The 21,424-nt window shown below is 44.6% G+C and carries 23 protein-coding genes; 14 read left to right on the top strand and 9 right to left on the bottom strand.

What is annotated here, in order from left to right; genetic code table 11:
* The first annotated feature begins 227 nt into the window (after positions 1-227).
* The 10 genes from gap (at position 228) to R7O13_RS15035 (ending at position 10,329) form a co-directional block, all read left to right on the top strand.
* The gene (gene gap, locus R7O13_RS14990) at positions 228-1,223 is read left to right on the top strand and encodes a type I glyceraldehyde-3-phosphate dehydrogenase (RefSeq protein ID WP_005380697.1); all 996 of its coding nucleotides are present in this window, start codon (positions 228-230) and stop codon (positions 1,221-1,223) included.
* Positions 1,224-1,379: 156 nt separating this feature from the next.
* Positions 1,380-2,264: a D-hexose-6-phosphate mutarotase gene (locus R7O13_RS14995; RefSeq protein WP_017820788.1), complete on the top strand. Its 885-nt coding sequence runs from the start codon at positions 1,380-1,382 to the stop codon at positions 2,262-2,264.
* A gap of 198 nt (positions 2,265-2,462) precedes the next feature.
* On the top strand, positions 2,463-4,499 hold the full coding sequence (locus R7O13_RS15000; RefSeq protein ID WP_086046942.1) for a methyl-accepting chemotaxis protein: 2,037 nt from the start codon (positions 2,463-2,465) through the stop codon (positions 4,497-4,499).
* A 96-nt stretch (positions 4,500-4,595) separates the two neighbouring features.
* On the top strand, positions 4,596-5,423 hold the full coding sequence (gene rlmA, locus R7O13_RS15005) for a 23S rRNA (guanine(745)-N(1))-methyltransferase (protein ID WP_062730495.1): 828 nt from the start codon (positions 4,596-4,598) through the stop codon (positions 5,421-5,423).
* A gap of 97 nt (positions 5,424-5,520) precedes the next feature.
* Positions 5,521-6,468: a ChaN family lipoprotein gene (locus tag R7O13_RS15010; RefSeq protein WP_318304163.1), complete on the top strand. Its 948-nt coding sequence runs from the start codon at positions 5,521-5,523 to the stop codon at positions 6,466-6,468.
* A 251-nt stretch (positions 6,469-6,719) separates the two neighbouring features.
* Positions 6,720-7,079: a hypothetical protein gene (locus R7O13_RS15015; RefSeq protein WP_318304165.1), complete on the top strand. Its 360-nt coding sequence runs from the start codon at positions 6,720-6,722 to the stop codon at positions 7,077-7,079.
* A gap of 398 nt (positions 7,080-7,477) precedes the next feature.
* Entirely contained in the window at positions 7,478-9,055 is a 1,578-nt protein-coding gene (locus tag R7O13_RS15020) for an alkaline phosphatase (RefSeq protein WP_258494092.1), read from the top strand.
* Positions 9,056-9,191: 136 nt separating this feature from the next.
* Positions 9,192-9,491 (top strand): ribbon-helix-helix domain-containing protein, encoded by a 300-nt coding sequence (locus tag R7O13_RS15025; RefSeq protein WP_005384938.1) that lies wholly within the window; start codon positions 9,192-9,194, stop codon positions 9,489-9,491.
* A gap of 140 nt (positions 9,492-9,631) precedes the next feature.
* A complete protein-coding gene (locus R7O13_RS15030; RefSeq protein WP_318304166.1) occupies positions 9,632-10,027 on the top strand; it encodes a VOC family protein in 396 nt (131 codons plus the stop codon).
* Between the two features lie 17 nt (positions 10,028-10,044).
* Complete coding sequence (locus tag R7O13_RS15035) at positions 10,045-10,329, top strand: putative quinol monooxygenase (protein WP_318304167.1); 285 nt, start codon at positions 10,045-10,047, stop codon at positions 10,327-10,329.
* 69 nt (positions 10,330-10,398) lie between these two features.
* On the opposite strand, the gene R7O13_RS15040 is transcribed toward R7O13_RS15035, so the two are convergent.
* A complete protein-coding gene (locus R7O13_RS15040) occupies positions 10,399-12,078 on the bottom strand; it encodes a mechanosensitive ion channel family protein (protein WP_005380681.1) in 1,680 nt (559 codons plus the stop codon).
* Positions 12,079-12,269: 191 nt separating this feature from the next.
* Complete coding sequence (locus R7O13_RS15045; RefSeq protein ID WP_005384948.1) at positions 12,270-12,710, bottom strand: YcgN family cysteine cluster protein; 441 nt, start codon at positions 12,708-12,710, stop codon at positions 12,270-12,272.
* A 188-nt stretch (positions 12,711-12,898) separates the two neighbouring features.
* On the opposite strand from R7O13_RS15045, the gene R7O13_RS15050 reads away from it, so the two are divergent.
* From R7O13_RS15050 to aqpZ, 3 genes are all read left to right on the top strand, one after another.
* A complete protein-coding gene (locus R7O13_RS15050) occupies positions 12,899-13,147 on the top strand; it encodes a GlsB/YeaQ/YmgE family stress response membrane protein (protein WP_005380625.1) in 249 nt (82 codons plus the stop codon).
* Positions 13,148-13,285: 138 nt separating this feature from the next.
* Positions 13,286-13,534, top strand: coding sequence for a YkgJ family cysteine cluster protein (locus tag R7O13_RS15055; RefSeq protein ID WP_065767476.1), 249 nt, complete (start codon positions 13,286-13,288; stop codon positions 13,532-13,534).
* A gap of 229 nt (positions 13,535-13,763) precedes the next feature.
* On the top strand, positions 13,764-14,462 hold the full coding sequence (gene aqpZ / locus R7O13_RS15060; protein ID WP_005384951.1) for an aquaporin Z: 699 nt from the start codon (positions 13,764-13,766) through the stop codon (positions 14,460-14,462).
* Between the two features lie 51 nt (positions 14,463-14,513).
* Here the strand turns inward: aqpZ and recR are convergent, their stop codons facing one another.
* The 7 genes from recR to R7O13_RS15095 all read right to left on the bottom strand — a co-directional run bounded on the left by recR (position 14,514) and on the right by R7O13_RS15095 (position 20,259).
* Positions 14,514-15,113: a recombination mediator RecR gene (recR, locus tag R7O13_RS15065; protein ID WP_005380619.1), complete on the bottom strand. Its 600-nt coding sequence runs from the start codon at positions 15,111-15,113 to the stop codon at positions 14,514-14,516.
* Positions 15,114-15,143: 30 nt separating this feature from the next.
* On the bottom strand, positions 15,144-15,473 hold the full coding sequence (locus R7O13_RS15070) for a YbaB/EbfC family nucleoid-associated protein (protein WP_005380618.1): 330 nt from the start codon (positions 15,471-15,473) through the stop codon (positions 15,144-15,146).
* An 82-nt stretch (positions 15,474-15,555) separates the two neighbouring features.
* On the bottom strand, positions 15,556-17,661 hold the full coding sequence (gene dnaX / locus R7O13_RS15075; RefSeq protein WP_318304170.1) for a DNA polymerase III subunit gamma/tau: 2,106 nt from the start codon (positions 17,659-17,661) through the stop codon (positions 15,556-15,558).
* An 8-nt stretch (positions 17,662-17,669) separates the two neighbouring features.
* The gene (gene apt, locus R7O13_RS15080) at positions 17,670-18,215 is read right to left on the bottom strand and encodes an adenine phosphoribosyltransferase (protein ID WP_005380615.1); all 546 of its coding nucleotides are present in this window, start codon (positions 18,213-18,215) and stop codon (positions 17,670-17,672) included.
* Positions 18,216-18,377: 162 nt separating this feature from the next.
* Positions 18,378-18,764 carry a YbaN family protein gene (locus tag R7O13_RS15085; protein WP_373920817.1) on the bottom strand — a complete coding sequence of 129 codons (387 nt, stop codon included), beginning with the start codon at positions 18,762-18,764 and terminating at the stop codon, positions 18,378-18,380.
* Positions 18,765-18,797: 33 nt separating this feature from the next.
* Positions 18,798-18,929, bottom strand: a complete 132-nt coding sequence (locus tag R7O13_RS15090) for a hypothetical protein (RefSeq protein ID WP_005380608.1) — start codon at positions 18,927-18,929, stop codon at positions 18,798-18,800.
* A 223-nt stretch (positions 18,930-19,152) separates the two neighbouring features.
* On the bottom strand, positions 19,153-20,259 hold the full coding sequence (locus tag R7O13_RS15095; protein ID WP_005380606.1) for a response regulator: 1,107 nt from the start codon (positions 20,257-20,259) through the stop codon (positions 19,153-19,155).
* 289 nt (positions 20,260-20,548) lie between these two features.
* Here R7O13_RS15095 and R7O13_RS15100 point away from each other — a divergent pair, with 289 nt between their 5' ends.
* The gene (locus R7O13_RS15100; RefSeq protein ID WP_005384959.1) at positions 20,549-21,424 is read left to right on the top strand and encodes a LysR family transcriptional regulator; all 876 of its coding nucleotides are present in this window, start codon (positions 20,549-20,551) and stop codon (positions 21,422-21,424) included.

The following is a 21,424-nucleotide window of genomic DNA, read 5'->3' on the forward strand; positions in this document are numbered from 1 at the left end:
ATTTGATAAGAGCACTTATCTCACCAGTTATATTACGCCAACTGGGCTGCAGAAGAATCAGTTAAAAGTTTAAAAAACGTACATTTGCAAAGAATTGTTAAAAAAAGCGTCGCTTTTTTTTGACTTTAAACAAGTTAAGTCCGATTATCACTTGCAGATGTTTACTGGATTCTGTAATTTTACTACCAGTTATCTTTAATCAGAAATTAAGTTGTGGAGCAACTATAATGACTATCAAAGTAGGTATTAACGGTTTTGGCCGTATCGGTCGTTTCGTATTCCGTGCAGCGCAAGAGCGCAACGACATCGAAGTAGTAGGTATTAACGACCTTATCGATGTAGATTACATGGCATACATGCTTAAGTATGACTCAACTCACGGCCGTTTCAACGGTACTGTTGAAGTTGAAGGCGGTAACCTAATCGTTAACGGTAAAACTGTACGTGTTACTGCAGAGCGCAACCCTGAAGACCTAAAATGGGACGAAATCGGTGTTGACGTTGTAGCTGAAGCAACTGGTCTTTTCCTAACTGACGAGACTGCACGTAAGCACATCACTGCTGGCGCGAAAAAAGTTGTACTAACTGGTCCTTCTAAAGACGCTACTCCAATGTTCGTTAACGGCGTAAACTTCGACACTTACGCTGGTCAAGACATCGTTTCTAACGCTTCTTGTACTACTAACTGTCTAGCGCCTATCGCTAAAGTTCTTAACGACAAGTTCGGTATCGAATCTGGTCTTATGACTACAGTTCACGCAACTACAGCAACTCAAAAAACTGTAGATGGTCCTTCTGCTAAAGACTGGCGCGGTGGTCGTGGTGCTTCTCAAAACATCATCCCATCTTCAACTGGTGCTGCTAAAGCTGTAGGCGTTGTACTTCCAGAAGTAAACGGCAAACTAACTGGTATGGCTTTCCGCGTACCAACTGCTAACGTTTCTGTAGTTGACCTAACTGTTAACCTAGTTAACGGTGCTTCTTACGAAGACATCTGTAAAGCGATGAAAGAAGCTTCTGAAGGCGAACTAAAAGGCGTTCTAGGCTACACTGAAGATGCAGTTGTATCTCAAGACTTCATCGGCGAAGTTTGCACTTCAGTATTCGATGCTAAAGCTGGTATCGCGCTAACTGACAAATTCGTTAAAGTTGTATCTTGGTACGACAACGAAATCGGTTACTCAAACAAAGTTCTAGACCTAATCGCTCACATCTCTAAGTAATTAGAAAGTTAGCAATTAGCGAATAACTTCGTTAAAGAAAAGGCGGCTCTAGAGTCGCCTTTTTTGTATCTGGAATTTGAGAGAATGCAGGCTCGATGTTGCATTTAATGTGCGAAGCGCGTCTAAAAGCTCTCCCCCAGCGATAGGAAACTACACATGGATTTAAAAACTCTCCCAGCCCTAACGGTGCTATCTGATAACGTCACTATCGTTGAAGTTGATCAGATAAAAATCGTCCGCGTGATTCATGACAAAGCAACGGCAGGCATCTCGCTACACGGTGGTCATGTCGTGTCGTTCACGCCTAAAGGTCAAGAAGATCTGATCTGGATGAGCGAAAAAGCTGTCTTCGATGGTAAAGCTGCTCTTCGCGGTGGCATTCCGGTTTGTTGGCCTTGGTTTGGGCGTATTGCTGCTCCAGCTCACGGCTTTGCCCGCACCGCAGAATGGGAGTTGGTTGAACATCGTGAGAACCATAACGGTGTGATTGTTGAACTTGCTCTGTTCCCGACAGAAGAAATCCACGATATTTGGCCCCATATGTTTGACGCTCGTTTGGTGATTGAAGTGGGCGATGAGCTAAAAGTGACGCTCAAAGTCATGAACATTGATGACGAGGCTTGGACCTTCTCTGGCGCATTACATACTTACCTAAACGTTGGAGACATTAAGCAAGCACAAACGACAGGCATGGGTGCCGAGTACATTGATAGCTTGAAAGCTGATGCGGTATGCCAAGGTGGTAATGTTCTACAACTAACTGACACCATTGATCGCGTTTACACGCAACCAGAAGCGAAAATTTTGGTAAAAGACCCGGTATTGGATCGTACGCTAAGCGTACACAACCAAGGCCACAACTCAGCAGTATTATGGAACCCTTGGGCAGAAGGTGCGCAAAGCATGGGTGACATGGCTGACGATGGTTATCAAACCATGTTGTGTGTGGAGTCTGCTGTTCATGCACCAAGTATTGAGCAAGGTCAAACCCTCCAACCAGGTGAGACACATGAACTTGTCACTGTCATTTCAGCGCAGTAAGAATCACCATATAAAGGCCGGGGATACCCGGCTTTTTTTGTAATAAAAACTCTGCTTAGATGGTCCTATCTTTACTAACTTATTGGTTACTGGTCACTTTTGACGGTTTCATTAATAAATATCAAAAAAATTGATCATATAAACCGATAGCATACCGATACAAAACTCATAAATAATAAAAATATCAGGAATTAGTCTATGTTAGAGAGATACCGAAATCAAAGTGTCGGATTCCAGTTGAAACTGGTGATCACTTTGTGTCTATTCATTGCTTTCAGCAGTATTGCAGCGCTTGTTTACCGCAACGCTTCCGATGTTCTATTGGAAAGCACACTGAAAGAACACCAATCTAAAGTAGAATCAATGGCAAAAACCATTGCTGGCCAATTCGATGCTTACCTGCACACCGCTAAAGTCCTCGAATCTACTTTTCGCAATGGCTACCTTGCCGGTGTCTATGTCGAAAATTACACGGTTGACTTCATGGGACATGAAGTACCAAACATCACTCAATACAGTGAAAGCTTAATTAATGACACCAAGTTGGTCGACAGTTTCACACGTGATACCGGCGCTATAGCAACGCTATTCGCACCATTGGGTGACGACTTTATTCGGGTGTCCACCTCCCTAAAAGATCCACAAGGTCAGCGAGCGGTCGGAACCACGCTAGGCATCAACCATCCTGGTTATCAGCAACTTAAAGCAGGACAACCGTATTACGCTCAAATTAAATTGTATGGCGAGCGCTACATTACCTACTATGCCCCAATCAAAGATGCGACAGGAAAGGTAGCAGGCCTATCGTTTATTGGCTTACCAGTAGACCAAGCGACACAAACCTTGTTCGATGCACTCGAAGAGATAAAATGGGGCGACACTGGTTACACCATTATCGTTGATAACGACGACAACAATCTTGGTAAATACCTACTTCATCCAGCAAAAAGCGGCTCAGATTCGTCAATACTAGAAGTCGCCGACTACAATGGTCACAAGCCTTTTGGTCAGATTTTCGAACAATCTAGTGGATTAATTCGCTACCCTTTCGAGTACCAAGGTAACGTAGGCGAAAAGTATCTTGTCTACACAGAGGTTCCAGGTTGGAACTGGAAACTGCTAGGTGGTACGTTTATCAAAGAAGTAACAAAAGGTAGCGACACGCTTCTCACACTCATTGCCATCATTTCTTCGGTAGCGGCAATCATTACTTTTGTTGTACTGACACTTTTCTTGAATCGCAGCTTACAACCTCTCACAACTCTCAACTCATACATGACTCGCTTAGCGGGCGGCGAAGTCAGCTTGAACATTCCAGCGTCTCGTAAAGCATCAAAGAATGAAATTACGAACCTGAGCTCGGGTGTCGCCAGTATGGCAAGTCAGCTCAATGAACTCGTTGGTAAGATCCGTTCAACAAGCGACTTAGTGGAGAGCAACTCCACCAGCGTTGCCAACGATGCACATAGCAATTTGACCCAAGCCGACCGACAACAACAAGAAGTCGAGCAAGTTGTGACAGCGATTGAAGAAATGGCCTCTTCCGCTCAATCTGTCGCACAACAAGTCGAAAGCATTGCGGAAAACGTACGCTCAGCAAATACCGATAGCCAGTCTGGTCTCGCGATTGTTGAAGGCGTATGTATCGACGTTGCTCAACTTAACGATCAATTGGATCAATCAGCAACGGCTATCGAGCAAGTAAATCGCGATAGCGAGAGTATTCAAACCGTCACTAAAATGATTGATGAAATTGCTGAGCAAACCAATTTACTTGCCTTGAATGCCGCCATTGAAGCAGCACGAGCAGGTGAGCAAGGCCGTGGCTTCGCTGTTGTAGCAGATGAAGTGCGCACACTTGCGCACCGAACCCAAAGCTCAGTTCAAGATGTCGTGGAAATTATCGAGAAACTAAAAGGGTCGACTCATAATGCAGTTAATATGATGACAGACAGCCAACGCAGTGCAAACCAGGTCTTGGACAAAGCACAAGACGCGGGCACAGCATTAGAAGCCATAGCAGTACAAGTGCAGTCGATAGCCTCTCAAGCCGACGCCATTGCAGCGACTTCAGAAGAACAAGCTCAAGTTTCACAAGAAATTGCAGCAAATGCCCATTCTATCAGTGAACTTAACCGAGAAAGCCGCAACACGAGCGCAAAAACCTCACAAAGTGCCATTGAACTTCAACAACAAGCACGAAACTTGAAAGAGCAAGTCGACTTCTTCCACTAATACTTAATAAGAGCCGACCCAGTCGGCTCTTTTTGTTTCACTTGAGACCATGCTTTTTGATAGAATTTGCCGCCCTACTTTCTGTTCGAGATCGTCATGAACTATCAATGCCCTCTATGCCACCAAGCTCTAGCGTTAAATGAAAAAACGTTTAAGTGCGAAAACAATCATCAGTTTGACTTAGCAAAAGAAGGCTACGTTAACTTGATGCCAGCGCACCACAAACGTTCTAAAGATCCTGGTGACAACAAAGAGATGATGCAAGCTCGTCGTCGATTCCTCGAAGGAGATTACTACAACCCAATGCGCCAAGAAGTGGCGCAGCTGTGTGCAACATACACTGAGGGGAGCACCCATCAATTATTAGATATTGGTTGTGGTGAAGGTTACTACACAGATCAAGTACAAAAGACGATAGAAACACAAGCGAACCATGCCACGATTTATGGCTTAGACATTTCCAAAGTTGCCATTCGTTACGCGGCGAAGCGTTACACGCACTGCAACTTTAGTGTGGCTTCTAGTCACCGACTTCCCTTCGCAAATGAATCCTTAGATGCCATTTTGCGCATTTATGCCCCGTGTAAAGCTGAGGAGCTGCAGCGCGTTGTAAAAAACGACGGCGTTGTTGTCACGGTTACTCCTGCTAGTCGCCACTTATACCAACTGCGTGAGCGGATTTATCAAGAAGTTCGTCTTCACAATGAAGAACCAGAACATATTGAAGGGTTTGAATTAGAGCACCAGCAGCATCTTAACTATGTTATGGACTTGAAAAACGGAGCCGCAGTCGATTTATTGCAAATGACGCCATTCGCATGGAAAGCAACCGATGCTCTTCGTGAAGAGTTGAAATCCGCTACACTTTTCCAATGTGAGGCTGATTTTATGTTGCGTGTATATCGCAAAAAAACACTCAATTAATACGTCAAAAAAACAACAAACGCAAATAGTTATCATTTATATTGATTCATTGCTCAGCCTCCATTAATATCATCCGGACATTTTTGGAGGCTTTTCAATGCGCTTTTCTACTTTGAGCTTGCTCTTTGCAGGCTTACTTACTGGTTGCTCTTCATATACGCACACCAACTCTCACGCAACCTCAGCGGAAGTCACTAGTTTTTACGACTACCAACTATACACCCCTTCTGGCGAGCACATCGCTCTAAGCAAACTGCCAATTGAGCTGCAACAAGCAGATGTCATTCTTATTGGTGAATGGCACACACACGCCGGCATTCATCGCTTTCAAACCGATATGCTCAAACAACTTACGTCCTACGACCGCTCACTCGCGTTATCTATGGAACAATTTACCCGCGACAAACAACCTGTTGTTGACGCTTACCTACGTGGGGAGATCGGCGAACAGTACTTAATGAAACAAGCCAACGCTTGGCCCAATTATGAAAGCGACTATCGCCCTCTCGTGGAGTTTGCTAAGCAGAAAAATCTCCCGGTCATTGCAGCAAATGCACCAAAGAGCATTGTTCGATGCATTGGTCGACAAGGGCTAGATTACATTAACAAGCTCGATGATGATCAGCGGATGTTCATTGCACAAGCCATCAACACTGGTAGTAGTCCGTACAAAGAAAAGTTCATGGCATCCATGCATCACGGTAAGCCAGAGCAGACGGAAAAACAGTTTGCAGCTCAAGTTACTTGGGATGAAACTATGGCGGAATCTATCGTTAGCTACCTAGACGACACCCCAGGCGCTCAGGTTGTCCATGTTGCAGGCAAGTTTCACACCGAGCAAGGGTTGGGTACGGCAGCATCAATCTTAAGCCGCAACCCGAGCTTAAAAGTGGTTGTAATTAGCCCAACAGATAACGTGCTTTCTGATAATACAGACTATCAGTTAGAGGTTCTCGCACCACCAGTACGGTATGTACAAGAAGCTCACCGCATGGCGGCATATCAACATCTAACTAAACGCAATAACGATCTTCAATGTAAGTAGCTGGTCTTCAATTTAAGTTACTACCTTGTCGTTGCGTTGCATCATCACACCGCTCCGAGTTCATCGAGTGACAAGGGTCTGCTTCCTGCTGGTCTATTTTTTGCTAATGATCACCAATAGAAACTAGAAGCGGCAAAAGCAGACCTGTTTTTATCCAAATAGCTTCAGAAATAAACTTTGCCGCCGATAAAAATATAACTGCTTTTTGCCCGCACTCAGTGACCGAGTGTCGATGTTCCAAGGAGTATTCGATGAATCCAGTAGGAAGCACTTCTGTTAATAGCTATGCCAAACAATCTGTCGCCTCTAAACAAGCAAGTATTGCACAAGAAGAAACTAGTGCTTCGCCGCTGAAAGTCGAACACAATAAGGTGACGCTTTCGACCGAAGGCAAAGCGCTACTTGCCGCTCTGCAACAAATCGAGCACGACAGCAAGAAAATAGAAGCAGAAGATAAATCTGTTGGTGAAAAGGTCGAATCTTTCACGCATGGTGCGCTTGGCATGGATCACCCCAATAAAATCGAGAAAGAAGAGGATGGCTCATATTCTGCGGGTCAATACCTTTCTGCGGCACTTACCGTTGGTGGCATCATACTGGCATTAGTCTGATAACCAGTCTGATAATCGTCACGACAACAAATCCTATTTGAACCAAACACTTACTGCAGCCCATAATTTAATAAGCCAAAGAACGATATGATGCAAACGTAAGTGAATTCGACCGCTCTTGTGGCCCGATAATACATGCTCGTTTATTGCTCCCTAAACTAGGTTTCTTGTGAAGGCACTGAATGGATAACTTTAGTCCATGCTTTCAACTCCTAAGCGTAATCCAAGCCCACGTTTGTGGGCTTTCTTCTTTCCAAACTAACGAACGTTAGAGAGCGACTCATTTTTTCTGCAAAACCAAACAAAAACGACAATTTGGTTAAACTTTTATTACCGACACAAAACCTTCATAAATCATTGCTTTAATGCCTGCGCTTTCAATAAACAAGGAAAATATAATGAAGCGCTTAGTATCTCCAATCGTTACGGCAGTGGCTGCATCTACCCTCTCTTTCAACGCACTCTCAGCTGAAATCAAAAACGTCATTTTGATGATCGGCGACGGCATGGGTCCTCAACAAGTTGGTTTACTCGAGACCTACGCAAAACACGCACCTAACTCGGTTTACAAAGGCGAAAGCACAGCGTTATACAAACTCGCTCAAGAAGGTGTGATTGGATCATCACTGACCAATCCAGAAGACGCAATTGTCGTCGACTCTGCGTGCTCAGCTACGATGCTAGCGACAGGAATCCCTACCGCTTCTGAAGTCATTGGCATTGATAGCCAAGGCAACCATGTCGAAACTATTTTGGAAAAAGCCAAAAGTAAAGGTAAAGCAACTGGGCTCGTCTCTGATACGCGCATGACCCACGCAACGCCAGCAGCATTTGCCGCTCATCAACCACATCGTTCACTAGAAAACAGTATTGCGGCGGATATGCTCGAAACTGGCGTAGACGTGATGATGTCTGGGGGACTTCGTCATTGGATTCCAAAGTCGACAAACGACAAGGGAGAGACATACGAGCAACTTGAAAAGCTCACTCAAGGTAATGTCTACCTAAAATCGAAACGCAAAGACGAACGCAACTTGCTTGCCGAAGCGCAAGACCAAGGTTACAACCTGGCTTTCAGCCGCGATATGCTCACACAAGCTAAAGGTGACAAATTACTTGGACTTTTTGCTTACTCGGGCATGAACGATGGTATTGCCTACAGTCAAAGCAAAAACGATCCAAAACGCACGCAGCCATCGCTGAAAGAAATGACCACCAAAGCAATCGACATTCTTTCAAAAGACAAAGACGGTTTTTTCTTGATGGTTGAAGGCGGCCAAATTGACTGGGCTGGCCACAGTAACGATGCAGGTACGATGCTGCATGAAATGCTTAAATTCGATGAAGCGGTAAACTCAGTTTATGAGTGGGCAAAAGGCCGTGATGACACCCTGATCATTGTTACTGCTGACCACGAAACCGGCTCTTTTGGCTTTAGCTACTCATCAGCAAACTTGCCTAAACCACAAAAACGCGACGGCGAAGCATTCAAAAATCAGGATTACGCGCCAAACTTCAACTTTGGTCAGTTCGAGATCCTCGATGGTTTATACAACCAAAAGAAAAGTTACTACGGCATGATCAGTGAATTCCAAGCGCTTGATAAGAAAGAGCAAACTCCAGAGAAGTTTGCGGAAGTCGTGAACGCAAATAGCGATTTTTCGATTACGCCTGAGCAAGCAGAACGCGTATTAGCAAGTAAACCAAATCCATACCGACTCGCTGGACACAAATACTTAAGCGAAGAGAACGTTCCGACAATCAATGACTTTGATGCTTTCTTTCCTTACAACGACCGTGGCAACTTGCTAGCGCGTGAGCATGCAACAAAGCAAAACACAGTATGGGGGACGGGTACTCATACGCATACTCCTGTCAACGTATTTGCTTGGGGACCTGCAGAAACTATCCTTCCAGTATCAAAAATCATGCACCACTCGCAACTAGGCGAGTACTTGAAGCAACAAATTAAATAATCAACTTGCACTTACTTCACAACTCGTGATGTTTCAACGCTCTCGCAAGGGAGCGTTTTTTTATGCATGAAAACAGTTGACGTTTTAAATCGTACACCACAATAATTATGGGTCTTTAATTATATGAATAAAGAAAATGTGCGAAATCTTTGCTAAGCAACCCCAAGACAACTATCAGTTCATCACCCGCTCTATCCGTATTGATGGTCACGCGACCAGTGTAAAACTTGAAGCGAGCTTTTGGACAATTCTTGAGGAAATCGCTAGTGCTCAAAACATGACGGTTCCTAAATTCATAAGCACTGTTTATCAAGAAGCACTCGAATACAATGGTGAAGTGAACAACTTTGCCTCCTTACTCAGATGCGCCTGCCTCACGTACGCTCGCCAACCTCAAGAGACCACTCGTCAAGCACTTGCGCAACTTAACAGTTAATAGCAACCAACCGACCAATAACCATCCTAAGCTATGTATCCGTATTATAACCCCTTGAGCATCTTCTAATTTGTCGTACTAGAGTACTACCCAGACTCCTTTTGAAATCGCTAACCTATGCGGACTATCAAGGAGTACCCATGACAAAAATGATTCACACCATGATCCGAGTAAGTGATCTGGACCGCTCTCTACAATTTTACTGTGACGTACTTGAACTAGAAGTCGCTGATCAATACATCTTTGATGGCTTTTCTCTAACCTATCTAGCCAACCAAGAAACTGGCTTTGAATTGGAACTGACGCACAATCACGACCAAAGTGAGCCCTACACTCACGGCTCAGGCTACGGCCACCTTGCCGTCAGCGTGGAGGACATTGAACAAGCCCACAAACGCATTCAATCTCTCGGCATTGAAACTGGTGACATCAAAGCCTTTGACCATCAACAAAAGCATTTAGCAACGTTCTTTTTTGTAACCGACCCTGATGGTTACAAAATTGAGTTCCTGCAACGCCAAGGGCGTTACCTATAACAAAAAGAGTAAACATTATGATGCACTTGACGGCTACCTTTCATGCACAACCGGGAAAAGAACAAGAGTTGAAAGAGGTACTTACCCAAGCGCTTGAACCTACTCCCAATGAAGAAGGTTGCGTTCGTTATCAATTGTTCCAAGATAAAGACAATGCATGCCACTTCGTTTTTCAGGAGCAATTTAAAGACCAACAAGCATTTGAGCTTCATGGTAAAACAGAACACTTTGCTCTTTTGATTAGCCAGATCGACAACTTGTTAGAATGCGAGCCGAAACTGGTGTTCTTCGACGAACTGTAACAATAACGCTAACCGAAGATCAAAAAAGGCACTCTACCTAGAGTGCCTTTCACTTGTTAGGACCTGTGATTAAGCGTCTTGCTTCTCCACCATATGCAAATGCACATCTTGTTGTGGGAAAGGAATCGAAATACCTTCTCGGTCGAAGCGTAGTTTCACTTCTTTTGTCACATCCCAGTATACATCCCAGTAATCATCCGTTTTTACCCAAGGACGCACAATAAAATCTACAGAAGACGTATTTAATGTATGAACTTTGATCATTGGCTCTGGAGTGCGAAGTACCGAAGGGTGAGAGGTAATGATATCAGACAATACTGACTCCGCTTTTAAGAGGTCATCCGCATAGCCAATGCCAAACACCATATCCACGCGGCGAATGCGTTCATGCGTGACGTTCTTAATAACATCTCCCCAGATTTTGCTGTTAGGCACAATAATAATTTGGTTATCAAACGTACGGATTGTGGTGTTCACCAAACTCATATGGCTTACCTTGCCATCCACACCGCCAGCATACACAAAATCACCAACATCAAATGGGCGATAAATAAGCAGCATCATACCCGCCGCGAAGTTGGATAACGTGTCTTGCAACGCGAAACCAATAATCACACCAGCAATACCGAAACCGGTTAGGATTGGCGCTAGGTTCAAACCAAGCTGAGATAAGCCCACCATGATACCGATCACCCACACGAATTTGCCGGACATCGAGATAAAGAAGTCCTGCATCAAGTGGGAAAGTTTTAAGTTTTTCGATGCAACTGCTTTACGGACGACTTTGCGAGTTAACTTAGCCAGTCCGCGAGCGATCAATAAAATCAGCGCAAAAACAAACAACTGGAAGATATGCTGCGGTGCATTCTCGGCAAACCAATCCAGTGCCGAGTTGGACCAGTGACTCAGTATTGACCACACAACTTTGGTATTCAGTAAATCATGGGTGATATTACCCGTCACTTCAAAAATTTGGCGTTTGTATTCAGACGTTTCTAAACCGACTTTATCACCAATTGAAATCAGGTTGCGTAAGCTTTCTGTCGCAATATTTAGCCTTTGTTTAGTAATGAGCTGACTAAGTTGCAACGACGCTTTTTCCGACTCTGGGCTAGACGAAAGTTGGGAGCCAATGATCTCACTTTGCTGACTCAAGTACTCAATTGAAGCAGACAGTAAGCGCATACGTTTATCAATTTTATCTTTTAGTTCCGCTTCTGCGCGCTCGTTTTGGGCCCCTAGCTCCTTCAACCAAGCGAGATTTTGCCAGCTCGAATCGAAGCTAACATCAAGATAACGCTGTAGCTCTCGATAATCGTTAACAAGAGCAAGCTTCTCTTCATCCTTAGCCTTATTTAAATCCTCGACGACTTTCTTTATTTTTTCCGATAGATAGTTCGTCGCGTCCTCAGAGTATTGTTCTTGTTTTTTAACTAGCAAGATCAGCTTGTCGCGAGAGATAGTTTCACGTTCAATCGCTGACGCTAACTGGCTTCTTAATTCTTCATTCTTTTGGAATAGTTGCAGTTGAAGGGCGTCACGCTCGTCGCCACTCGCTTGCGAGAGGCTTTGGGATAAATCCACAATCTCTCGGTTCAAGTTGTCAATCGAGATTTCGGCAGCAGAAGGCTCTTGGATATCGTCAGTAGCAGTCGCATGAACAGCCATTGGGGAGAACATAATGACGGCAAGTGCGAATAATGTCACCCAAGATGTCAGGCGCAGTTTCTGGGGGAAATGAAACGTCATGTTTACCTCATAGGGAACAATCCTGATCAAAACAATCAGGAATAGAAGTGTAAAGCGTTGAAATCATACTCCTAAGTTTACAACACTAAATAATAAACTGAGCAGCATTTCGTTAGCGAGACGTCAAAGTTGGGAGCCCCAATAGCAAACAAGCCTTTCATTTAATCAATGAAAGGCTTGTTTTTATTCGACTAAGGACGGTTGGGATGATTTAAAATATGGTCTTCCCAATCCACCACATCAATCTCGTAAACAACTTTGTTACGGACACTTTCCCCAGCCGCATGCATTGCGGACTTAGAGCCTGTAATCAACGGATGCCATTCTGGTAAAGGCTGCTTTTCAGCCAACAGACGGTAAGCGCACGTGTGTGGCAGCCAAGTAAAATCGTCGATGTCTTCTCGGGTCAGCTTGGTGCACTCTTCACCCGAAGTGAAACGGTTTGGGTAATCCTTACATGAACACGTTTTACTGTTCAGCCAGCTACAAGCCACATTGGTATAGTAGATTTCATCGGTATCTTCATCCATCAGCTTATGCAAACAACATTTGCCACAACCATCACAGAGAGATTCCCATTCCTCTTCTGTCATCTGCTCTAACGATTTACTTTGCCAAAATGGAGTGCTCATACTTCAGGTCTCACCAAGGGAATTTAGGGGGCGATTTATACTCTTCTCAACGCAAAAGTTCAAGTTTTGAGAAGATCTTGCATCCTTCCCACATAACGGTGGAGATATTCAACTACTTTCGTTTTACTGTTCTATCCTTAAACAAGTTTCCATTACTCAATTGATCAAGAAGGCATTAAGGAGTTTTCATGGGTATTATTTCTTGGATTATTTTGGGCTTAATCGCCGGCGCACTTGCTAAATGGCTCATGCCAGGAAAAGATGGGGGCGGTTGGATTGCAACAATGTTACTTGGTATTGCAGGGGCATTTGTAGGTGGCTTCCTTGGCGGCATTCTCGGTTTCGGCGGAGCAACTGGCGTCAACATTGGTAGTATCATTACCGCAACACTAGGCGCATTTATTCTGTTGTTTGTTTATAACCGTTTCTTAAAATAATCACGATGATTTAAAAGCAAAAAACCAAAAAGGGAGCGTAATGTTAAGCGCGCCCTTTTGTTTTTTTCTTTCTTCACTCTTCCAATCCACGTCAAAATGACCATAATTGCCCCCTTAATTTTTTAAGAGGTTTACATTATGGATTGTCGATTAGGATGTGGAGCGTGCTGTATTGCGCCAAGTATCTCTTCACCAATACCTGGAATGCCCAAGGGCAAACCTGCAGGTGTTCGTTGTGTGCAACTCAACGACGACAATTTGTGCAAGCTATTTGGTAAGCCTGAACGCCCTAAAGTCTGTCACGATTTTAAACCGTGTCCGATTGTATGCGGCAAGACCAATCAAGAAGCACTCGACAACATCACTGAATTAGAACAATTGACGTAATGCGACTCTAGACCACACGTTTAAAGTTAGTACCTCGGTTGTTTCTCTCCGAGGCAGTAATCAAAGCAAACTCAAGATTTAGCACTTTCCCCCTCTGCTTTTTATCTCACCCTTGAGAACTCTTGCCACATAGCGTTCCATTTGCGGTTTTCGCGCGATCTCCCTCACAATTTATTGACAATTCTCGACTATGTTCAGCGGGTCATTTAATTAAAGATCAGGAAAGAACATGAATAAGTATTTGGCTGAGGCTTTTGGCACGTTCTGGCTAGTGTTAGGCGGCTGTGGTAGCGCGGTGTTGGCTGCGGGTTTCCCTGAAGTGGGTATTGGTCTGTTGGGCGTTTCTTTGGCATTCGGTTTAACCGTTCTGACGATGGCATTTGCTATCGGTCATATTTCAGGTTGTCACTTGAACCCTGCAGTGACAGTTGGCCTTTGGGCAGGCGGTCGTTTTGAAACAAAAGACGTTGCTCCCTACATCATCTCACAGGTTATCGGCGGGCTTATCGCAGGTGGCGTGCTTTACGTTATTGCATCTGGACAAGCAGGATTCGATGTTGTGGGTTCTGGCTTTGCCGCCAATGGTTATGGTGAACACTCTCCAGGCCAATACTCGATGATCGCTGCACTTGTGACTGAAGTTGTCATGACGATGATGTTCCTGATTGTCATTATGGGTGCAACAGACAAACGTGCGCCACAAGGCTTTGCACCTATCGCAATTGGCCTGTGTTTGACTCTCATTCACCTGATCAGCATTCCTGTCACCAATACGTCAGTAAACCCTGCTCGTAGCACGGCAGTCGCAGTATATGTGGGTGACTGGGCGGTTTCTCAGCTATGGCTGTTCTGGATTGCTCCTATTGTGGGTGGCGTGCTTGGTGCGGTTATCTACAAAAACCTTCTTGGTAAAGAATCGAACGATTAATCGTTCCTAACTCCCAAAATCAAAAAAGCCGCTGAATTCAGCGGCTTTTTATTAAATTCTGTGTCGACCTAATAGCGAATGTGACAACGTCGTGCCATCAACAAGCTCTAGCTCCCCACCGACAGGCACACCATGCGCGATGCGGCTGGCATCAACTTGGTGCTCTTTACATAGCTCTGCGATGTAGTGGGCAGTGGCTTCACCTTCAACTGTTGGGTTTGTCGCCAAAATCACTTCGGTAATATCACCGCGACGTAAGCGGTAATCAAGGACATCCAATCCAATATCACTTGGACCAATACCATCTAATGGCGACAAATGCCCCATAAGAACAAAATACCGACCAGAATATTGGCCTGTTGCTTCAACGGCTGCGATGTCTGCCGGGCTTTCTACCACACAAATTTGACCATTTTCTTGGCGTTTTGGGTTGGTACAAATGTGACAGACTTCTTCTTCGGTGAAGGTTCGACACTCAGTACAATGACCTATTTCTGTCATTGCCTGACTCAGCGCATCTGCAAGCTGCAAACCGCCTTTTCTATCGCGCTGTAACAAATGAAAGGCCATACGCTGCGCTGACTTGGGGCCAACCCCAGGTAGACAACGTAAGGCCTCCATCAATTGCTCCAGCATATGACTGGTACGCATTAAAAGTCCGCTTAATTAAATATCAGCAGATTAGAATGGCATTTTCATGCCTGGTGGTAGTTGCATACCGCCAGTTACAGAAGCCATTTTCTCTTTTTGAGTTTCTTCAACACGACGGGCTGCATCGTTGAACGCCGCAGCGATCAGATCTTCAAGCATTTCTTTGTCGTCTTCCATCAAACTTTCATCGATGTCAACACGACGTACGCTGTGACTACCAGTGATAGTAACTTTAACTAGGCCAGCACCAGACTCGCCAGTTACTTCCATATTCGCGATTTCTTCTTGAAGCTTTTGCATGCGATCTTGCATTTGCTGGGCTTGCTTCATTAGGTTGCCCATACCGCCTTTACCAAACATGTTTATCTCTCTGGTTTAATGAGGTGTTGCATCAATTAATGGGGTTATACCTTTGGGTTTTCAACCCCATTCCATTCGATTATTAGATAGGGCGCACACTATCTTTATCAAGCTCTGCAGCAAAACGACGTTCAATAAATTGAACATTTGGATCGTTTTCTAAACTGTTCAGCGCTTGCTGTAATTTCTCTTGGTAGAGCCTATCTCTCAGTTCAAGTGGTGTTTCTCCACTCTCCCCTATTTCGATGCTCATGTGGCACTCTTCACCTAACACGGTATTAAGTGCTTTGAGCAATTCGGCTTGAGCTCTATCAGTATTCAAATGAGCTTGGCTGCTTCTCAATAGTAACGAAACGGTTGTTCCTTCCTTACTATAATGAGAGTTTAGCGCAAGTTGCTCTACCAGCTTAGGGATCTCCATTAAGCTGATGAGCTTCGCCCATTCATTATGTTCTAATGACTCATCGATGAGCTTTTGTGCCATTTCAGGCGTTTTCTCATGCTCAAGTGCCTGCTTGAGCTGCGTAGGTGTCAGTTTTGTATTTACTTTTGTCTCAACAGGCTTGCTTGGACGCCAGCGATACGCTTCCTCAACTTGTGGCTCCGTCGACTTCGGAGCTGAGTTTGGCGACACCTGCGCGGAATTGCCATGCAATTGCGCTACTCGGTCGATAACCGATTCTGGTTGTGCAGATGCCGCTTTAGGCTTTTTTGAGCCACCATTTTGAGGAGTGTTCTGTTGTAGGCCTTGACGCTGAGAACGTAATTGGTGACGTAAACCGCTTAGACCACCGCGCGCTGGTGTTGAAACGCTCTCTTGCATTTGTTGAGGTGGCGTTTCATGCTGCGGCGCTGGGTTTTCACTCATCGGCGGCGCCATATCATACTGTGGTGGAACCGTCTCATATCCACTCGCTTGATACTCAGGTTGCGAACTGGATGAAGGTTGAGGCGCCACTTGTGGTGTGCTTTGTGCTGGACTCGGCTGCTGAGCTCGAGGAGCAGCGGCTGTCTGAGCTGGCGCAGCCTTTGGTTGACTGGTACTTTGAGCCGGAGATGACGCTAGCTCGCAGTTACTAGAAACAACATTTGCCCCACTGTTATTTGATGGGCGGAACGCCATCATACGCAGCACAATCATTTCCAAACCGACTCGCCCATTTGGCGAGAGGGTCAAATCTTCACGACCTTTCAATGCAATTTGATAGTAAAGCTGAACGTCTTGCGGGCTTAGAGCTTTACTCAACAGCTCAATTTTCTCTGCATCTGGTTGTGCTCGGTCTAACGACGCGGGCAACGCTTGATACATCGCAATTCGGTGTAACTGTGTTGCGACTTGCTGCAACAAACCATCCCACTCAACACCATTTGCCGCTAATTGTTGGATTTTATCCATAGCTTGTTGAGGTTTCTTGCTGCTGATTGACTCTAGTAAGTGAATCGCTTGGTCGGTATCAATCGTCCCCAACATGTGGCTGACAATATCGGCTTGCACCGCACCGTTACCTAATGCAATTGCTTGATCAGTCAAGCTGAGAGCATCACGCATACTGCCATCTGCAGCATGTGAGATCATACCCAACGCTTTTGGCTCTGCTGAAACTTGCTCTTGACCTAGGATGTAATCAAGTTGCTGGTGAATATCATCAACGCTGATTGGTTTCAGATGAAACTGAAGACAACGCGACAATATAGTGACAGGCAGCTTTTGTGGATCAGTTGTTGCGAGTAAGAACTTCACATACTCTGGCGGCTCTTCCAGGGTTTTCAACAACGCATTGAAAGAGTGACGCGATAGCATGTGCACCTCATCGATGAGGTACACTTTAAAACGTCCACGAGCAGGTTTGTATTGAACGTTGTCTAACAGTTCACGAGTGTCTTCAACTTTAGTACGTGATGCTGCGTCGATTTCAAGAAGATCGACAAAGCGACCTTCATCAATTTCACGACAAGTATCACACTTACCACAAGGTGTCGCGGTAATGCCGGTTTCGCAGTTCAAGCCTTTGGCAAACAGCCTACCGATACTCGTTTTACCCACACCACGAGTCCCGCTGAACAGATAAGCATGGTGTAAACGGTTTTGCGCCAGTGCGTTTTCCAACGCCGTCAGGACATGTTTTTGTCCGACAACTTGGTCAAACTGATTAGGACGCCATTTTCGCGCTAAAGCTAAATAACTCATTGAATGTATTAATGTCCTTCAAAATCGCAGATGCTGTACACGTTTAGACCTAGTGCTTCTAAACGTTTATCGCCACCGATTTCTGGTAGGTTGATAACGAACGCAGCGTGCTCAACTTCACCACCCAGTTGGCGAATCAGCTTAGTCGTCGCTTCAATAGTACCGCCCGTTGCCAATAAATCGTCGACAACCAGTACTTTGTCGCCTTCAACGATGGCATCTGTATGGATTTCTAGTGTATCAACGCCGTATTCAAGCTCATAAGATTGAGCAACAGTAGGGCGTGGTAGCTTGCCTGGTTTACGCACTGGTACAAAACCAACACCTAGCTCAAGCGCTAAAGGCGCGCCAAATAGAAAGCCACGAGCTTCCGTACCCACAACCTTGGTAAAGCCCATATCTTTGTAACGTTCAACAAGTAAGTTGATCGTTGCTTGGTATGCTTTCGCGTCTTCAAGAAGGCTCGTCACATCACGAAATAGAATGCCTGGCTTTGGGTAGTCTTGGATGCTTTTGATGCTAGATTTGATCAGTGAAATTGTTTCTGTAGTCATAATACCGATTTACTTAGATTGGCTCATCGCCCTCTCTAATCGCAGTATCACGAGGGCAACGAACAATAGGTTTTCACCACTATGTGCTTATTTTCGTAAAAGTCACAGGCGCTGAAAATACAAACGCCCACTCGAAGAGCGGGCACACTATTCTCTACAATCTTAGTGATTTTCTTCTCGGTCAGCAACCAACTCAATCACAGGCAGACGCATAAACCAGCTGAGTAAAACGATTAGCATCACTAAAAGACCAATTTTTACCCAAACGAGGGGGACAACAACGATTGAAACCATGAAACTAAGCGCAATAAAAATCGCACCACGCTTTTTTACTTTTGAAGTAACAGCCCGATGCTTATGCCAATTGCCGAGAATGGGTCCAAACGTTTTGTGGTTATGTAACCATTGATGAAATGCGGGGCTACCACGCATAAAACATGCGCTAGCAAGCAAAATAAAAGGTGTGGTGGGTAAAAGTGGAAGGGCTATGCCGGCTATGCCGAGCACAATACAGAGTCCACCAACAGTATTGAAAAAGTAACGCTTAATACGAATGGTGAACTCCGGTACAAAATAGCTAGATTAAAAGCCTGCGTAACCATTCATTACACGAAGCCAGGTTAGCGTTGCAGGAAGTGTTGGGATCAAAAGAACTGCAATAAAACCTAAAAAGTAAAAAATATTATAAGGCTCTTTAAAATCTTTGTCTGCCATGATGTGTCTTCTCACTAGTTGACTTTGCTTCTCCCAAGGCACAGCGTTAAATTATCGTTGCACAAATGGGTCATTATTGTTTTAAGCGCTGACTATACATTAAACAGCCAAATCTAAACACCAGTAAAAAGTAAGGTTATTAAACTAAACGTATGTTGTTTTGGTGGTTCTAAAAAGATAATAAGCAGCGTAAGGACGCTGCTTATTGGTTTGCAAGTCATAATTATACTAGTCGGGATTTACGGGTAATACTTAAACTAAAACTTGAAGAACCTAAACACCCGATAGACAACTGTCCTGCAACACTAAGCGGTAAATCGCGGGTGATGAAGTTTTTCATACTTCCTCCCCCTAAACGGTTACCTGCTGCGATGTGTTGATTCGTATTTCCGTCAGACCAATGGCTATCTAAACCCGCAGGCAATATAGAGACCGAGGATGAAGCGAGGTCGGCGACACCAAACACAGCATTGACTGCACCCGCACACTCCGAACACTCAATTCCTTTTTCAATGATCCCTACCATGTCCTTGAGATCAGCACTGAAACTTTTCAAGTTACGGAGATAATCGTCAAACAATGCCCTAACGAGCAATGTCGTCGCAACTCCATCATTAGCTTGGGAAGCAGAATCAACGAGATAAAACGCAAATTGACCATTCATTAACCAACGATAATCGAAAACCAAGGGCATCACATCCGTCGATTGCAATAAACGGTACGAGCAGCGCCAATCTCCCTGAGCAGCATCCTTCTCTGGCAATAGCGCTTGCAGTAAATCTCTTGCCGCACTCGGATTCTGTTGTAAATATTCCAGATGCCAATACAGCTCTTGTTCATCTGGGATTTCACCACCATCATCAACCCTGAACCACTGACTTGAAAAGTCACGTTGTTCTGAGAAGTGGCTATCGGTATCTTCTAGCGTATTCTCTATCGCCTGAGATAGGTGCTCATAATTACCTATCGGTTTAGGAAGAAAATCTTTAATACCAAATCGCAACGCTTTCGCGACATCGGACATTTCATCCGTGCCTGATACCACGATAAGCGGCATATATGGGTATTCGAGACTAACTTCTTCGACGAACTCGATACCATCTAAGACCGGCATCGATAAATCACATAAGATAAGATCGGGTTGGCATTCCCTGAGTTGTTGAAGCGCTTCTAGGCCGTTTTCTGCTTCTACTACTTTAAAACCCTGACTTTCTAAATAGGCATTGGTTACTTTACGAAATATTGGATCATCGTCCACCAACATTATTAGTTTTTGATTAATCACTTCCTGTGCCGAGACCATTGCCGTTTGACTGTGAGTCTTAAACATACCTTTATCCCTCACAAAGCTCAGTCAAAAAAACAGATTTATTATTAAGTCATTATTTTTGTTGTGTTTACTTCCAGCAAAACGTGTCACAGCAAGACCTGAGGCCGCTTTGCCTTGTTATAAAACTTAGCTCGGAAACTGCATTAATACAAATATTACGGCGTATAACAGTATTTACTCAAACAGGGTTGCTGTGTTCAAATGATGCAACATGTTGACTTAAAGCAAGCTTTGATCACAAAGTTAATTATAAATTAACCGTAATCGGTAATTTAATGTGTCTGGAAATATGAAATTAGATGACTTAAACCTGTTTCGACTGGTTGTCGAAAATGGGAGCTACACCGCAACTTCGCGAAAAACCATGATCCCGGTTGCGACCATCACCCGACGCATTCAAGCGCTAGAAGACTCTGTCAATCTTCGACTATTGAACCGTCATGCTCGCAAACTCTCGCTCACTGAAGCAGGGGAACGTTTTTACCATGAGTGCTCTCCTTTACTACAAAGGCTAACAACCGCAGCAGAGGAAATCACTGACGACTGCCGAGGAGCATCCGGCAAGATTAAGATATCCGCGCCTTACAACTTAACTAAACGAATGATGATGCCGATGTTCAACAGCTTTATGAAGCAGTACCCGGACATCAACATTGAGCTAACGACAGAGAATAATGCGGACAAGCTTGACCCTACTGAATGGGATGTAATTTTTCGAGTGGGACCGCAACGCGACTCTAGCCTCATCGCGCGTAAGATTGGCGAAGTGAAGGATATTCTCGTTGCAAGCCCTGACTATCTAACCTCGAATCCTGCGCCACACCATGCAGAAGAGCTCTCTAACCATTCATTGCTAAAAGGGTACCCACTTATTAAGTGGACCTTGATTAATAGCAAAGGCGAGTCTGTGGTGAATGTTGATCGTGGTCGTTTTCAAGCAAACGCGCTCAATGTGGTGCGCAGCGCTTGTTCCGAAGGTTTAGGCATCACACTAATGCCAGATGTAATGATCAAAGAGTACATCGAGAGCGGCGATTTGGTACGCGTACTGCCAGATTGGAGTGCAAACCCGCGCGACATTTATATGCTTTACAACCACAAAGACCACCTGCCAGAGAAAGTTCGCCTCTTTATTGACTTTGTGATCGCTTATAACATTCACTAA

Source organism: Vibrio sp. Y176 (assembly GCF_033438945.1).

Coding starts and splice junctions, on each gene's coding strand:
- R7O13_RS15055 (WP_065767476.1), top strand. CDS start 13,286: ATGGATTGTCGATTAGGATGTGGAGCGTGCTGTATTGCGCCAAGTATC.
- apt (WP_005380615.1), bottom strand. CDS start 18,215: ATGACTACAGAAACAATTTCACTGATCAAATCTAGCATCAAAAGCATC.
- gap (WP_005380697.1), top strand. CDS start 228: ATGACTATCAAAGTAGGTATTAACGGTTTTGGCCGTATCGGTCGTTTC.
- R7O13_RS15045 (WP_005384948.1), bottom strand. CDS start 12,710: ATGAGCACTCCATTTTGGCAAAGTAAATCGTTAGAGCAGATGACAGAA.
- R7O13_RS15015 (WP_318304165.1), top strand. CDS start 6,720: ATGAATCCAGTAGGAAGCACTTCTGTTAATAGCTATGCCAAACAATCT.
- R7O13_RS15025 (WP_005384938.1), top strand. CDS start 9,192: ATGTGCGAAATCTTTGCTAAGCAACCCCAAGACAACTATCAGTTCATC.
- dnaX (WP_318304170.1), bottom strand. CDS start 17,661: ATGAGTTATTTAGCTTTAGCGCGAAAATGGCGTCCTAATCAGTTTGAC.
- R7O13_RS15035 (WP_318304167.1), top strand. CDS start 10,045: ATGATGCACTTGACGGCTACCTTTCATGCACAACCGGGAAAAGAACAA.
- recR (WP_005380619.1), bottom strand. CDS start 15,113: ATGCGTACCAGTCATATGCTGGAGCAATTGATGGAGGCCTTACGTTGT.
- R7O13_RS15050 (WP_005380625.1), top strand. CDS start 12,899: ATGGGTATTATTTCTTGGATTATTTTGGGCTTAATCGCCGGCGCACTT.
- R7O13_RS15090 (WP_005380608.1), bottom strand. CDS start 18,929: ATGGCAGACAAAGATTTTAAAGAGCCTTATAATATTTTTTACTTTTTA.
- R7O13_RS15010 (WP_318304163.1), top strand. CDS start 5,521: ATGCGCTTTTCTACTTTGAGCTTGCTCTTTGCAGGCTTACTTACTGGT.
- R7O13_RS15040 (WP_005380681.1), bottom strand. CDS start 12,078: ATGACGTTTCATTTCCCCCAGAAACTGCGCCTGACATCTTGGGTGACA.
- rlmA (WP_062730495.1), top strand. CDS start 4,596: ATGAACTATCAATGCCCTCTATGCCACCAAGCTCTAGCGTTAAATGAA.
- R7O13_RS15000 (WP_086046942.1), top strand. CDS start 2,463: ATGTTAGAGAGATACCGAAATCAAAGTGTCGGATTCCAGTTGAAACTG.
- R7O13_RS15100 (WP_005384959.1), top strand. CDS start 20,549: ATGAAATTAGATGACTTAAACCTGTTTCGACTGGTTGTCGAAAATGGG.
- R7O13_RS15095 (WP_005380606.1), bottom strand. CDS start 20,259: ATGTTTAAGACTCACAGTCAAACGGCAATGGTCTCGGCACAGGAAGTG.
- R7O13_RS15030 (WP_318304166.1), top strand. CDS start 9,632: ATGACAAAAATGATTCACACCATGATCCGAGTAAGTGATCTGGACCGC.
- aqpZ (WP_005384951.1), top strand. CDS start 13,764: ATGAATAAGTATTTGGCTGAGGCTTTTGGCACGTTCTGGCTAGTGTTA.
- R7O13_RS15020 (WP_258494092.1), top strand. CDS start 7,478: ATGAAGCGCTTAGTATCTCCAATCGTTACGGCAGTGGCTGCATCTACC.
- R7O13_RS15070 (WP_005380618.1), bottom strand. CDS start 15,473: ATGTTTGGTAAAGGCGGTATGGGCAACCTAATGAAGCAAGCCCAGCAA.
- R7O13_RS14995 (WP_017820788.1), top strand. CDS start 1,380: ATGGATTTAAAAACTCTCCCAGCCCTAACGGTGCTATCTGATAACGTC.